The sequence below is a fragment of the Bacillus chungangensis genome, from assembly GCF_030812995.1.
Taxonomy (GTDB): domain Bacteria; phylum Bacillota; class Bacilli; order Bacillales; family Bacillaceae_C; genus Bacillus_CF; species Bacillus_CF chungangensis.
Map to the genome: position 1 here is coordinate 55,436 of NZ_JAUSTT010000026.1, position 13,761 is coordinate 69,196.

Sequence of the window (13,761 nt, forward strand, 5' to 3'; positions counted from 1 at the left end):
CCAATATTAATGAATTGTCATACCTATTCTCTATATTAACCTTAAAAAAAGCCAGTGATCAAATGATCTCTGGCTTCCCCTTTGTTTATATATGATTGAATAATTGACGTTGATGGTGAGATACAACACTTCTGCTTTTAACATATTCTTGTTCTCGTGCGCGTTCAACAGCCATCCGCACAAGGTGCTGCCGTTTATACAATTCATAGCCAATTCCATGTGCATGGTGCATTGCTTTTTCCATATCATCTGTATAGATTAACTTTAGAGAATAAATGTTGCATCCATCCTTTCATGTTGCATACGTTGTTCATCATATCAATCATGAAACAACAATTCAAAAAGGATCATTCATGATGCACACGACTCAGCTTTCCTCACGGATTATCTCCTCTATTCGAAACGCTCATTCTTACAATTAATCAATTTTTCAGCCATATGCTCCCATTGTTTATTCTTCCGTTACTGGGACGATTGCGCCATTCCATTCATCTAAAATAAATTGTTGAATTTCTTCTGATTGGAGAACTTCAACAAGCGCCTTAATCTTTTCTTCGTTTTCGTCACCCTTACGGACAGCAATGACATTCATATATGGAGAATCTTTCTTTTCAATCGCAATGGCATCCTTAAGCGGATTTAGTCCAATATCAATAGCGAAGTTCGAATTAATTAATACAGCGTCGCCTTCATCATTCTCATACACCTTTGGCAAATAAGCAGGCTCGAAGTCATGATTGAAAACAAGTTTTTTTGGATTTTTAACAATGTCATCAAGTGTCGCTTCGACTTTATTGATTCCTTCCTTCAGTTCAATAAGGCCTTCTTCCTCTAGCATAGACAAAATTCTGCCATGATCTGCTACAGAGCTGCTCATTAAGATGGTTGCACCTTCTGGCAAGTCATCAAGGGATTGATGTTTTTTAGAGTAGACGCCAATCGGTTCAATATGGATGCCTCCCGCGTTGACAAAATCAAATCCGTGCTCTTTTATTTGTCCCTCTAAATAAGGTATATGCTGAAAATAATTTGCGTCGATTTCGCCTTCATCTAAGGCTGTATTTGGAAGCACATAGTCTTGAAATGTTTCTATTTTCAAATCATAGCCTTTTTCTTTTAAAAGCGGCACTGCTTGTTCCAAAATAACAGCGTGCGGTATATTGGACGCTCCTACAATGAGTTCTTTACTCTCTGCTGTTTTACCGCTATCTTTTGTTCCTTCATTTTTGTCATTTTCTTTCGTCTTGTCTCCAGTACCACAAGCAGCTAATACGAAGATAATACTGATGGTTAATAATAAATGCAGCCACTTTTTCATTTTATTTCCTCCTCTTCATCTTTGTTAACGTTTATCTATTTTAGCGGTGATCAAATCACCAATCCATTGGATAATAAATACGATGAGTAGAATGATGATCGTTGTAACTAAAGTTACATCATCGCGATTGCGCTGAAAGCCTTCTAAATATGCCAAATTACCGAGGCCTCCTGCCCCAACTACCCCTGCCATCGCTGTAAATCCAACGAGGGTAATAGCAGTAACAGTAATGCCGGAAATGAGTGCTGGCATCGATTCAGGCAACAGCACTTTCCAAATAATTGTCGTCGTTTTAGCTCCCATCGCTCTTGCTGCTTCTATAACTCCTTTATCAATTTCACGCAAAGCAATTTCTACCATGCGAGCATAAAACGGTGCTGCTCCGATAATCAGTGCTGGCAATGCAGCTTTTACTCCAATCATCGTTCCCATTACATATTTCGTGAAAGGGATGAGCAAGACAATTAATATAATGAAAGGAATAGAGCGAAAAATATTCACAATTTGGGCTGTCAGCCAATAAATATAGCGATTGCTCCACAGGTTTCCTTTCGCCGTTAAAAATAATAATAATCCTAGTATAATCCCAAGTATGAAGGTAATAAGAACAGAAACACCTGTCATATATAATGTTTGTATTGTGGCCTCCCACACTTTTTCCCAATTAACATGGGGAAAGAACTTCTCAATCATGAGCTGTTACAACCTCCACACCAATTTGACGTGTTTGCAAATATTGGAGCGCCGCTTCCATTTCATCTTCAGTACCTTCAATATGAAGAAATAATGTGCCATAAGCCCCTTCTTGTGTTTGATTGATGCTCCCATGCAAAATATTAATCGTTAACGAATGACTGCGGATGAAATCTGTCATAAGCGGCTGGGCGGTCATATCTCCAATAAATGTTAATTTGACTATTTTTCCATTTGGATATTTTTCGAGCAAATGCGATGCTGTTTCTTTCGTGTCATCTGTCTCTGTCATCTGCTGCACAAATGTTTTAGTAATTGTTTGCTGCGGATGTTTAAATACTTGTAAAACGTCGCCAAGTTCAACAATTTCTCCATTTTCCATTACAGCAACACGATGGCAAATCTTTCTGATAACTTGCATTTCATGGGTAATTAATACAATCGTTATCCCAAGTCGCTTATTAATATCTACAAGCAAATTGAGAATCGCATCTGTTGTTTCAGGATCAAGTGCTGAGGTTGCTTCGTCACAAAGCAGCACCTTCGGACGATTTGCTAACGCTCTTGCAATCCCTACCCGCTGTTTTTGTCCACCGCTTAGCTCTGCTGGATATGCGTCAGCACGACCTTCAAGACCAACAAGTTTAATAAGCTCATCTACTCTTGCTTGACGCTCTGCTTTTTTTACACCGGCAATTTCAAGTGGAAAAGCAATGTTATCTCGCACCGTTCTCGACCAAAGCAGATTAAAGTGTTGGAAAATCATCCCAATCTCCTGACGTGCTTTTCTAAGGGACGCTTCCTTCGCGCTTGATATCTCTTGATCAGCTACATGAATGATTCCAGTATTAGGAAGCTCCAGCCCATTCAACAGACGTAATAATGTACTTTTGCCGGCACCTGAATAACCGATAACTCCAAATATTTCCCCTGCGCGTATATCAAGATTAATTTGATGAAGCGCGGTAATCGTGCCTCTCTTTGTGTTAAATTGCTTGTTTACGTTCTTTATCGTAATCATGCTGTTTGTTCACCTGCTTTCACATTAGATGTGATGTTTATCAATCTTTTCGGATCATACAGCTCACATATGATGTCGAGTTTTATAATGGATTTCTAAAAAACAAAAAGCCTTTCTGCAACATGAGCAGAAAGGCATCATATATTAATCCCTTTCTCTCATCTCTCAAAACAAATCTTTGTTTTGCGTGAATTGGCACCATTTCAACAAACGTTGATGGTTGCCGGGCTTCATCGGGCACTTCCCTCCGCCTCTCTTGATAAGAGTATAAATAGTTCGATTTAATTGTTTGCTATTGATGATTGGATTCTATCATTCACCTGCATATCTGTCAATACTATTCTTCCAATCAACAAAAAGTCTTAGTATTAAAGACATATCCATATTAGTAAAAAAATGTGAGAATATAAAAAAATTAAACCTGAATAACTATGAACGTTCACTATACTTAGATAATATCTCATATAAATAGGTAACAGAGTGAAAGGCATAGATTTTATTCAGCAATTTTCCAGATTTTAATACCAATAAACATGGAACACTTTCTATCGCAAACTTAGTTGCCATTTCCGGAACATAATTCAAGTTGCATTGGCCAATTTGCAAATCAGGCAGCAGCTTCTCTGTGAGAGTTATCATTTGGCTTGCAAGCTGACATGTGCCGCATAAAGGTGTATAAACATAAATAGCAGTGACGCAAGGCTGCTCCATGGCTGCGATCATATGCTCTTTAGACCATTCCTTCATAAAACCATCCTCTTTATGATACCCCTTCCTCGTGTATAAAAAAAGGCGTTTTGCTTCATTCATTATCTCGAAATTGTTTCACTTCTATCTAGTATGCCTCAAAACCAACTTTGCCATGGGGAGTCTTATTCTTATAGGTTTGCTAATCCTCAAAAAAGAAAATCGTTTTTCTTCTTGAGATGCTGATTTTAATGAGTTGCCCTTAACCTGTACAACCAAACCAATCGGACATTTGACTTTCAGTTATCCCCCACCTAGCCGCTTCTGATTCCTCTTACTCCCCGAGGTGGGGGGCTTACTGCCAGTTAGATGTGGGATAAAAAGATGCTGTCCTTTTTGCTTGCTTCCTATGGAATAGCCCTTAAGGAATAGCTTGCTTTAAGGATTCAAATATTGCAAATGTACATCTATATTTGCACTTAATAATACTGCAGCAAGCTGTTGATAAGGCGTCGTTTCAACAGCCCGATAGCCGCGGTCAATATAAAGATGCCTTGCTTCGGGAAATTCTTTTTTAAATAGCTTGCGAAGCTTTTCACCAGCCTTGTCAGCATCAAGCAATAGATAGACATCCTTTTCTGACAGCATCTCCTCCAACTCATCCATTTTACTTAAGCCAATCGTTCCATTTGTACAAATAATCGTAACGGGTTCACTCACAATCTTATTGACTCTTTTTTTATCCGCTAACCCTTCTACAATAATCACTTTTTCTTGACTTTCTTCCATTATCCTCACCCTTTATTCAACAACTAGCAAGTAAGATGCTTGCCAAAGATAGCTGAGGCAATTTAGCTTTAGCAGCTTCTGAAATGAGTTTGCAATGAAAAAGCTGCTTGAACTTGGCTTAGTTAGGAAAAAAACACCCTGGAATGCATCCAAGGTGTGAATTTTTCTTAGTCTTCATTGACCATCGCTTCATACTGCTCAGCAGTCATTAAATTGTCTAGCTCTGATTTATCTGATAGCTCAACGACAATCATCCACGCCTTTTCATAAGGAGACTCATTAACAAATTCTGGACTGTCATCAAGGTCTTCGTTTACTTCTACCACTTTTCCACTTACTGGTGCATAAAGCTCAGATACTGTCTTAACAGATTCGACACTGCCAAAAGGCTCGTCTGTTGTAATATCATCCCCTACCTCAGGTAGCTCAACAAATACAATATCTCCTAATTCAGATTGGGCAAAAGCAGTAATCCCAATTCGAACCTTATCTCCTTCTTCTTTTACCCATTCGTGTTCTTCAGAATAACGCAATTCTTTTGGTGTGCTCATTTTAATCCCTCCATTGGTTTACTCATGTTTATATTTACATATTTCTTGCGAATAAAGCAAGAAAAGGCCCTTTGTTTTTAAGAAAAAGAAGCAAGCGATTCTAGCCTTCCAATACAACGTTCTACAGCCATGCTTGTTCAAATGCTTCTTCTTTGAAACCGACAGTAACTTTTCTTCCGTCTGTTACAATTGGCCGTTTAATAAGCATGCCATCTGATGCTAATATTTCCAGCAATGCGGCCTCCGATTCGTGCTTTATTTTCTCTTTCATATTCAGCTCTCGGTATTTCTTTCCACTCGTATTAAAAAACTTTTTCAATTCCAAACCGCTTAATTCATATAACTTTTTTAATTCTTCTACTGTCGGTGGATTTTCAACAATATGTATTGGTCTTACATCAAATCCATGTGCTGTTAACCATTTTTTAGCTTTTTGGCAAGTGCCGCATTGAGGATACCAATAAAAGGTTAATTGCATCAATATCACCATCCTTGTCAATCTCTCTATCCTATTGCTAGAGCAGCAAAAAAAAGCTGCTGACCTTTCTTTTATACTTTTAACCTTTTAAAACATATATTCGACCACTATAACAAAAATCCTGCCGCCTTAAATATATGTTTAAAATATGACAACAAAATCAGTTGTTTGATGATCACAGAATTAAGAATAGATCGATTACATGATACTTTAGGATGATGGAAAGTGAAGAATGGGTAGGATATTAAATGCAGCTGTCTTTTCAAATGAAAACGGCGCTGTCCTGAAACAACACCGTTTTCTCCTGCTTTTAAACCGTATAACGTTCTGCTGCTATGAGGTTATCAGCTGCTAACCGTTTTTTGGCAATCACATTAATCGGTGTATGACGAGTAAGCTTGCGAAGCGCAGAGATCATCATTCGCAATGTATCACCTTCTTCAATGGCAACGAGCGATTCTTTTGCAAGCTGTTCCACTTCATGAAACGCTTCCTGACAGAAAATTTGCGTATATAGCAGCTTTTGCTGATGCTTTTCTTCTCCATCCTTAGTAATTGCTTTTTCTGTCCGCAATACGACAGACTCCATCGCATACAGAAGTGAGACAATATCGGCAATATTTGCTAAGATTTCTTGCTCTTTTTCTAGTGCTGGCCCGTACTTTTGCGCTGCCAAGCCTGCAATCATTAAAGCGATTTTTTTCGTATTTTTAACTACATATTTTTCTTGAGCAAGCGGCGCATCTCCTACTTCTTCCGGCATAAGCATCATCAACTCTTCTTGAAGCGTTTGGGCTTTTTGTAAAAGTGGCAGCTCTCCCTTTAGCGCCTTGCGCATAAAAGTGCCAGGCACTAACAAACGGTTAATTTCATTTGTCCCTTCAAAAATGCGATTAATCCGAGAGTCACGATACATTCTTTCAATCTCATATTCTTCCATGAAGCCGTATCCGCCATGGATTTGTACCCCTTCATCAACACAGTAGTCAAGCACTTCAGAAGCAAAGACTTTATTTAAGGAACATTCAATGGCGTATTCGGCAATCGAGCTAGCCACTTCTGTTCCATCCTTTACTTGCTCATTTGTCAGCATGCTCATTCTGTCTTCAAAAAGACCGACCGTTCGATATACTGAAGTTTCAGCAGCATAAAGCTTAACTCCCATTGTTGCAATTTTTTCTTTGATGAGGTTAAATTGTGAAATCGGTGTTTGGAACTGCTTGCGTTGATTTGCATATTGCACCGATACTTCAAGAGCTCGCTTCGATGCACCTACTGCTCCAACCCCAAGCTTGTAGCGGCCAATATTTAAAATATTAAATGCAATACGATGCCCTTTTCCAATCTCACCAAGTAAATTTTCCACCGGTACTTCCGCGTCTTCTAAAATCAATGTCCGTGTAGAGGAGCTCTTAATACCCATTTTCTTTTCTTCAGCACCAGTTGAAACTCCTGGGAAATCCTTTTCGACGATAAAAGTCGAGAAGTGCTCACCATCTACTTTCGCATATACAACAAACACATCTGCAAAGGCAGAGTTCGTTATCCATTGCTTCTCGCCATTTAAAATATAATGTGTGCCAGCTTCATTGAGTTTTGCTGTCGCTTTCGCTCCCAAGGCATCTGATCCAGAACCTGGCTCAGTCAATGCATAAGCAGCAAGCTTCTCCCCAGTTGCAAGTTGAGGTAAATATTTTTGCTTCTGCGCTTCGTTTCCAAAGAGAACGATCGGCAAAGAACCAATTCCGACATGTGCACCGTGAGAAATAGAGAATCCGCCCGCTTTTGCCATCTTCTCTGAAATCAAAGCGGAACTCACTTTATCCAACGCTAAACCGCCATATTCTTCAGGTACATCTGCTCCTAAAAGCCCCAGATCACCAGCCTGTTTTAATAGCTTCACAGAAATATCAAACTCATGATTTTCCAGCTTTTCTACTTGAGGAATGACTTCATTTTCGACAAAATCTGCACTCGTTTTAGCAATCATTTGATGTTCATCTGTATAATCTTCAGGTGTAAACATCCTTTCATAAGGAATGTCATCGATTAAAAAGCTGCCACCTTTTATTACCTGTTCTGTTTGATTTGTCATTTTTGTTCCTCCTATCTTTCATATAAAAAGTCATTTTAATTTACGTATAGCCATCAACAAATGATCACAGCAATAATCCTGAAGATTTATAGAATATAGGATTTTATCATATCCACTGTTACATTAATTCAAAAACACCAGCAGCTCCCATTCCACCGCCAATACACATCGTTACGACACCGAATTGAACACTGCGTCGTTTCATTTCATGAATGAGTGAAATCGTCAGCTTTGTGCCAGTGCATCCTAATGGATGACCAAGTGCAATCGCACCGCCATTGACGTTGACAATTTCTTCATTTAATCCTAACTGGCGAATCACTTGAATCGATTGCGAAGCAAATGCTTCATTTAATTCAAAAAGTCCAATATCAGACAATTCTAGACCAGCAAGCTTTAATGCTTTTGGTATCGCTTCGACAGGTCCGATTCCCATTATTTCTGGCGGTACTCCGGCCACCGCAAAGGAGCGAAATTTAGCCATCGGCGTATAGCCAAGCGAATTAGCTTTTTCTTGATCCATGACTAACACTGCGGCAGCACCATCACTTGTTTGCGAGGCGTTTCCAGCCGTCACCGTACCAGTAACAGAGAAAGCTGGACGCAGCTTAGCTAAAACCTCCATGCTCGTTTGCGGCCTGACTCCTTCATCTTGCTCAAACATAACTTGTTTTTCTACTAATTGATGCTTATCATCTACAGAGCGCATCGTTACTTCCACTGGAACCACTTCATCAGCAAATTTTCCATCTGCAATTGCCTGAGCCGCCTTTTGATGGCTTCTAACTGCAAAAGCATCTTGATCTTCTCGCGAAACATTAAATTTTTTCGCAACCTCTTCAGCAGTATGCCCCATCCCCATGTAGTACTCTGGGGCGGATTCCGCTAATTTTACGTTCGGACGAGCGACGTGCCCCATCATCGGGACAAGACTCATGGATTCCGCTCCACCTGCAATAATCGTGTCTGCAGCCCCGATCATAATTCGTTCTGCTGCATAAGCAATCGATTGCAGACCTGACGAACAATACCGATTAATCGTGATTGCAGGAACACTATTAGGCAAGCCCGCTAATGCCCCAATATTTCGGGCCATATTTAACCCTTGCTCTGCTTCAGGCATTGCACATCCAATGATTAAATCGTCAATATTTCCTTCATAGCCGCCTGCTCTTTTCAATGTTTCCTTTACAGCGATCGCCCCTAAGTCATCTGGACGAACATGAGCAAGCGTTCCTTTTTTTGCTCTGCCAACTGGTGTTCTCGCACCAGCTACGATAACCGCTTCACGCATGTAATCTCCCTCTTTTCTTCCGTAATCTTTTTGTGTTGACACGTCTCGCTTCTATATTAATTCTTAATGGATAAGCTACATTTTGTTAAACACGTCATTCAGTAATCAATACGTGCTTACAATGCGCAAAGAATTCTTTTTAAAAATTCTGGAATCATACATATGATGCATCATCTATCACATAGTCTATGACGACAGTTTTAGTTTCTTAAGGGCTTTCCTTTTAGAAGCATGTGCTGCATACGCTGCTGTGACTTTGGTTCCGCAACAAGACTTAAAAATGCTTCCCTTTCTAAATCAAGCAAGTATTGTTCATCAACTAGCGTGCCAAATGGTACTCTGCCGCCAGCAATCACATATGCTAGTTTTTTTGCGATTTTAAGGTCATGCTCCGAAATATACCCCGATAAATGCATGGCTTGAGCACCTAATAACAAAGTTGCATAGCCTGTTTCGCCAACAACCGGTACCTTTTCACGAATAGGCGGTTTGTAGCCCCGCTCATATAGAGCAAGCACAGCCTGTTTTGCATCATATAATTGATGATCAGGATTGACGCTAATTCCATCTGCTTCGTGAAGGAAATTGTTTATGCGAGCTTCTTCGCCAGAAGTAGATACTTTTGCCATCGCAATCGTTTCAAATACTTTGTTCGCTACTTCCTGCAAATCAAATTTCACACCATGCGGCATTGTCCTTAAATGCTTTAAATAAAGCTCTTTATTGCCGCCGCCTCCAGGAATTAAGCCAACACCAGTTTCTACTAGCCCCATATAGGTTTCCATCGTTGCCTGAATATGAGCAGAAGGCAGGCATACCTCCGCACCGCCGCCAAGCGTCATTTGGAACGGAGCAGTGACGACTGGTTTTTGGCTATATTTGATTTTCATCATTGCTTGCTGGAACTGGCGAACTACCATATCAATTTCAAATAAATTATCATCCTGTGCCTCCATTAAAATGAGCGCAAGATTAGCGCCGACACAGAAATTCGTGCCTTGATTTCCAATGACAAGGCCTTTAAAGTGTTGACCTACTTCGTCAACGGCGAAGTTAATCATTTGTAAAATATCTAATCCTATCGCATTATTTGCAGAATGGAATTCTAATAGTGCAACCCCATCGCCAATATCTATTAAACTAGCACCAGTATTTTGCTTCATCAGCTTTCCTTGTTTTTTCAGGCGCTTTAAATCGATGACTCTTGCATTTTCACTGCGTTTTTTATACTCGCCTTTATGATAATAGTAAGTATCGCCATTTACTTCTCGATAAAAGGATGTGTTGCCTTTTTCCAGCATGTCTTGTACCCATGCTGGCACCTCGATATTTTCTTTCGTCATTTTTTCAACTGCTTTTTCAACCCCAATTGCATCCCAGATTTCAAATGGCCCAAGCTTCCAGCCAAATCCCCATTTCATTGCTTGATCAATTGCAACAATATCATCAGCAATCTCACCAGTTAATTGAGCTGCATAAGCAAGAACAGGCGCATGAATGTTCCATAACAACTTCCCAGCTCTATCACCTTGGTATATAAGCGCTTTCATTTTTCGGGCAGGCCCTTTTTCTTGCTTTGCCATTTCCAGCGCTGGTGTTTTTAGTTTTTTTCTTTCTTCATATGTGAGGGTATCTGGATTTAATTCAAGAATTTCTTTTCCTTTTTTCAGATAAAAACCTTGCCCTGATTTACTTCCTAACCAACCATTTTCGAGCATTTTCTTCATAAACACAGGTACTTCAAACATGGCTTTTTCTTTGCCTGTCACTTTTTCATATACATTGTTTGCTACATGAACAAATGTATCTAGACCAACAACATCGAGTGTGCGAAAAGTGGCACTTTTCGGACGGCCAATCAAAGTTCCTGTTACCGAATCGAGCTCTCCAACACTAAAGCCTCCGCTAATCATTTCTTGCAAGGTTACAAGCAAACCATACGTTCCTATTCTATTTGCAATAAAGTTTGGCGTATCTTTTGCAAGCACAACTCCCTTGCCAAGGACGTTTTCTCCAAACTCCTGCATAAAAGCGAGCACTTTCGGATCAGTTTGCTTTGTTGGAATCACTTCAAGCAGTTTTAAATATCGCGGCGGATTGAAAAAATGCGTACCGAGAAAATGCTTTTGAAAATCTTCTGAACGTCCCTCAGCCATCGCTTCAACTGAAATGCCAGACGTGTTTGAGCTGACGATACTCCCTTGCTTTCGATATTTGTCTACTAAGGAGAAGATCGATTTCTTTACAGATAGCTCCTCTACTACAACTTCAATAATCCAATCGCATGCAGATAACTTTTCTGCATCATCCTCTAAATTCCCCACCTGAATGAAGGCGGCATTTTCTTTTTTCGTTAACGGTGCAGGTTTTTGCTTAAATAATTTTTTAAGTGCTGCATTTCCTAAACGATTTCTTACTTCCTTATCTTTAAGTGTGAAGCCTTTTGTCTTTTCTTCATCTGTTAATGCCGTAGGAACAATATCTAATAACAATGTCGGAATACCAATATTGGCAAGATGTGCAGCAATTCCTGATCCCATTACTCCAGATCCAATAACTGCCGCTTTTGTCATACGAAGATTCAATGCAATTTCCTCCTTTTTAGGCCATCCTGTCTGGTTCAGATATTATCAACCTTCTGACGGCTCCATTATTCACTTTCATACTTTTTTGAATGAATACTCATTCATTTTGTTGACAAAAAAATAATCTCTTATGAGCTTTACTACTATCATAAAGGATATTCGTTCGTCTCGCAATCATTTTATTCAAAAAAAACAGAATTTTTTATGTATACATAAGCAATACTTCTTACTAACAGAAGTGAAATGAGAGATGATTAAAAATTATACTAAATATAAATCAAAAGAACGATCAACGTTCTTTTGATTATTCATGCTGCTTACTTTTTAAACATTCCTTTTAAAACAAAACCGACATTCGCAGGACGTTCAGCTAAACGGCGCATAAAATATCCATACCAATCATTTCCATATGGGACATATACGCGCATTTTGTAGCCTTGCTGCGCCAACTCAATCTGACGCTCATTTCTAATTCCGTACAACATTTGAAATTCAAACTGGTCATTTGGTATATTGTGATCTTTGACAAATTGAATCGTATGCTCAATAATGGCATCGTCATGGCTCGCAATTGCTGTATAATGGCCATTTAACAAATGCATTTCAATGATTTTTTTGTAATTTTCATCGACATCCTTTTTATCAGGGAAAGCAACTTCAGATGATTCCTTATATGCACCCTTTACAAGGCGAAGATTTGGTGCATAATCATCTAAGTCTTCTATATCTGATCGCGTTCGATATAAATATGCTTGAATGACGGTCCCAATATTATCATATTCTGTTTTTAGCTTTTTAAATATTTGCAGTGTTTTTTCACAGCGGGCGAAGTCTTCCATATCAATTGTTACAAAAACATCGTTTGCCTTTGCTGCTTCTAGTATCCGTTCCATATTATTCATTACAAGCTCATCGGAAATATCCATTCCCATAGAAGTCATTTTAAGTGAAAGCTGGGCATTTAATTTTTCACGTCCAATTGCCTGAATCGCTTGAATGGAATTATCAGCCATTTCATTTGCTTCTTCTGCATTATCGATAAACTCACCTAAATAATCGATTGTCACAACTAAGCCTTTTTTGTTTAAGTCTTTAATAACAGCAACCGCTTGATCAAGCGTTTCACCAGCTACAAAGCGAGCTGCGCCAAACTTTAAACCATAACGCTTAGCCATGTTGGTAAAGAATCTATTCTTCGATAAAAATAAAAAAAAGTTTCGCATTAACCGTTCCATTTTGGCAGGCCCCCTTTGGATTATGGAAAATAAAGTGAAACTTCCATCAATGGGGGTTTCTCTCATCCCCACTGATGGTTAGTTGAACCAATCGGACATTTGACTTTCAGTTATCCCCCACCTAGACTTCTTCGATCCCTCTTACTCTTGAGGTGGGGGTCTTACTGCCAGTTAGATGTGGGATAAATCTTTAAGCATCGGGCTCCCCCGTAAATTGTGAGGTGATTTTCGTTTATTTTCGAATCACCCATCATTATTTGAGGCAGTCAGGGTGAAGCTGCTTTTAGCAGGACAATAAAAAGTACAGATGACGTCTATATACTGCGTTACATATGAAAAACGCGCATACAAAAACCGTTTGAATCGTTCAAGCCATCCTGAAACGTTTTCAAATGACACTCTTCATTTCTATTAAATGAAAAAAGCAGCTAATAAGTTCCATATCACTTCATTTCTTGCCCAATTCGACAATAAGTGATATTAAGTGAAAACTACATAGATATCTTATCACTTTATCTCTATTTAGAAAAGTTTGATCCGTGTCCAACAAACTTCCATTAGCATGTTTGAAAATATAGTCTACGATTCCGACCAGATACTGATTTTTCTTCCGCTTGGATTCTTTGTTTTACTGATGGTAAAATCTATGAGACTAATAAATTTCAATTTCCATCTATGGGAGATTCAAGTAAAAACTTTTCCTTCGTACATGCTGGTCAAAAGAGAAGAGAGAATCTGTTATTTCTAACATTTGCATGTTTCACATCTTTCATTAGAGAAAAGCTGCAAATGAACATCGCTTTAACTTCTCACAAATGAGAATTCAAAGATCATTCCACTCTTGCAGTGAAACAACAGTTAAAATTAGTTTATAAAAGTGTATAAAATCTCTTTATTTTATTATAAACTTTGTTTTACAGTAAAACAAAGAGGTGATGTAAATGAAATACTATTCAATAGGCGAATTTGCTAAATTGATAGGGAAAACAACGCAAACATTAAGAAATTGGGATAA

General features: G+C 38.9%; 13 protein-coding genes and 1 riboswitch. Of the genes, 1 reads left to right on the top strand and 12 read right to left on the bottom strand.

Translation table 11 applies throughout. From position 1 onward, the window contains the following. Positions 1 to 85: 85 nt before the first annotated feature. The 12 genes from J2S08_RS17995 to J2S08_RS18050 form a co-directional block, all read right to left on the bottom strand. Complete coding sequence (locus J2S08_RS17995) at positions 86 to 232, bottom strand: hypothetical protein (RefSeq protein WP_307232018.1); 147 nt, start codon at positions 230 to 232, stop codon at positions 86 to 88. A gap of 219 nt (positions 233 to 451) precedes the next feature. Continuing rightward, positions 452 to 1,318, bottom strand: a complete 867-nt coding sequence (locus tag J2S08_RS18000; RefSeq protein WP_307232020.1) for a MetQ/NlpA family ABC transporter substrate-binding protein — start codon at positions 1,316 to 1,318, stop codon at positions 452 to 454. Between the two features lie 24 nt (positions 1,319 to 1,342). Continuing rightward, positions 1,343 to 2,011 carry a methionine ABC transporter permease gene (locus tag J2S08_RS18005; protein ID WP_307232022.1) on the bottom strand — a complete coding sequence of 223 codons (669 nt, stop codon included), beginning with the start codon at positions 2,009 to 2,011 and terminating at the stop codon, positions 1,343 to 1,345. Further along, positions 2,004 to 3,032 (bottom strand): methionine ABC transporter ATP-binding protein, encoded by a 1,029-nt coding sequence (locus J2S08_RS18010; RefSeq protein WP_307232024.1) that lies wholly within the window; start codon positions 3,030 to 3,032, stop codon positions 2,004 to 2,006. The genes J2S08_RS18005 and J2S08_RS18010 overlap by 8 nt, the downstream gene beginning before the upstream one ends. Before the next feature lie 155 nt (positions 3,033 to 3,187). Beyond that, positions 3,188 to 3,298: riboswitch (SAM riboswitch) on the bottom strand. 163 nt (positions 3,299 to 3,461) lie between these two features. Further along, positions 3,462 to 3,779: a thioredoxin family protein gene (locus J2S08_RS18015; RefSeq protein ID WP_307232026.1), complete on the bottom strand. Its 318-nt coding sequence runs from the start codon at positions 3,777 to 3,779 to the stop codon at positions 3,462 to 3,464. A 378-nt stretch (positions 3,780 to 4,157) separates the two neighbouring features. Continuing rightward, a complete protein-coding gene (locus tag J2S08_RS18020; RefSeq protein ID WP_307232028.1) occupies positions 4,158 to 4,508 on the bottom strand; it encodes a toprim domain-containing protein in 351 nt (116 codons plus the stop codon). 167 nt (positions 4,509 to 4,675) lie between these two features. Then, complete coding sequence (gcvH, locus tag J2S08_RS18025; protein ID WP_307232030.1) at positions 4,676 to 5,059, bottom strand: glycine cleavage system protein GcvH; 384 nt, start codon at positions 5,057 to 5,059, stop codon at positions 4,676 to 4,678. 121 nt (positions 5,060 to 5,180) lie between these two features. Then, a complete protein-coding gene (locus J2S08_RS18030; RefSeq protein ID WP_307232032.1) occupies positions 5,181 to 5,537 on the bottom strand; it encodes an arsenate reductase family protein in 357 nt (118 codons plus the stop codon). 310 nt (positions 5,538 to 5,847) lie between these two features. Continuing rightward, entirely contained in the window at positions 5,848 to 7,632 is a 1,785-nt protein-coding gene (locus J2S08_RS18035) for an acyl-CoA dehydrogenase family protein (RefSeq protein WP_307232034.1), read from the bottom strand. Between the two features lie 118 nt (positions 7,633 to 7,750). Beyond that, the gene (locus J2S08_RS18040; RefSeq protein ID WP_307232036.1) at positions 7,751 to 8,926 is read right to left on the bottom strand and encodes an acetyl-CoA C-acetyltransferase; all 1,176 of its coding nucleotides are present in this window, start codon (positions 8,924 to 8,926) and stop codon (positions 7,751 to 7,753) included. A 200-nt stretch (positions 8,927 to 9,126) separates the two neighbouring features. Then, a complete protein-coding gene (locus J2S08_RS18045; RefSeq protein WP_370875714.1) occupies positions 9,127 to 11,499 on the bottom strand; it encodes a 3-hydroxyacyl-CoA dehydrogenase/enoyl-CoA hydratase family protein in 2,373 nt (790 codons plus the stop codon). Between the two features lie 329 nt (positions 11,500 to 11,828). After that, positions 11,829 to 12,746 carry a proline dehydrogenase gene (locus J2S08_RS18050; protein WP_307232039.1) on the bottom strand — a complete coding sequence of 306 codons (918 nt, stop codon included), beginning with the start codon at positions 12,744 to 12,746 and terminating at the stop codon, positions 11,829 to 11,831. A gap of 941 nt (positions 12,747 to 13,687) precedes the next feature. Between J2S08_RS18050 and J2S08_RS18055 the strand changes: the two genes are divergently transcribed. Further along, a partial coding sequence (locus J2S08_RS18055) for a MerR family transcriptional regulator (RefSeq protein ID WP_459076813.1) occupies positions 13,688 to 13,761 on the top strand: 74 nt, incomplete at its 3' end.

What these genes read in the sequence shown, in the direction of transcription:
- J2S08_RS18005 (WP_307232022.1), bottom strand. Translation starts at nt 2,011, where the DNA reads ATGATTGAGAAGTTCTTTCCCCATGTTAATTGGGAAAAAGTGTGGGAG.
- J2S08_RS18035 (WP_307232034.1), bottom strand. Translation starts at nt 7,632, where the DNA reads ATGACAAATCAAACAGAACAGGTAATAAAAGGTGGCAGCTTTTTAATC.
- J2S08_RS18000 (WP_307232020.1), bottom strand. Translation starts at nt 1,318, where the DNA reads ATGAAAAAGTGGCTGCATTTATTATTAACCATCAGTATTATCTTCGTA.
- J2S08_RS18010 (WP_307232024.1), bottom strand. Translation starts at nt 3,032, where the DNA reads ATGATTACGATAAAGAACGTAAACAAGCAATTTAACACAAAGAGAGGC.
- J2S08_RS17995 (WP_307232018.1), bottom strand. Translation starts at nt 232, where the DNA reads ATGCACCATGCACATGGAATTGGCTATGAATTGTATAAACGGCAGCAC.
- J2S08_RS18020 (WP_307232028.1), bottom strand. Translation starts at nt 4,508, where the DNA reads ATGGAAGAAAGTCAAGAAAAAGTGATTATTGTAGAAGGGTTAGCGGAT.
- gcvH (WP_307232030.1), bottom strand. Translation starts at nt 5,059, where the DNA reads ATGAGCACACCAAAAGAATTGCGTTATTCTGAAGAACACGAATGGGTA.
- J2S08_RS18030 (WP_307232032.1), bottom strand. Translation starts at nt 5,537, where the DNA reads ATGCAATTAACCTTTTATTGGTATCCTCAATGCGGCACTTGCCAAAAA.
- J2S08_RS18015 (WP_307232026.1), bottom strand. Translation starts at nt 3,779, where the DNA reads ATGAAGGAATGGTCTAAAGAGCATATGATCGCAGCCATGGAGCAGCCT.
- J2S08_RS18050 (WP_307232039.1), bottom strand. Translation starts at nt 12,746, where the DNA reads ATGGAACGGTTAATGCGAAACTTTTTTTTATTTTTATCGAAGAATAGA.
- J2S08_RS18040 (WP_307232036.1), bottom strand. Translation starts at nt 8,926, where the DNA reads ATGCGTGAAGCGGTTATCGTAGCTGGTGCGAGAACACCAGTTGGCAGA.
- J2S08_RS18045 (WP_370875714.1), bottom strand. Translation starts at nt 11,499, where the DNA reads ATGACAAAAGCGGCAGTTATTGGATCTGGAGTAATGGGATCAGGAATT.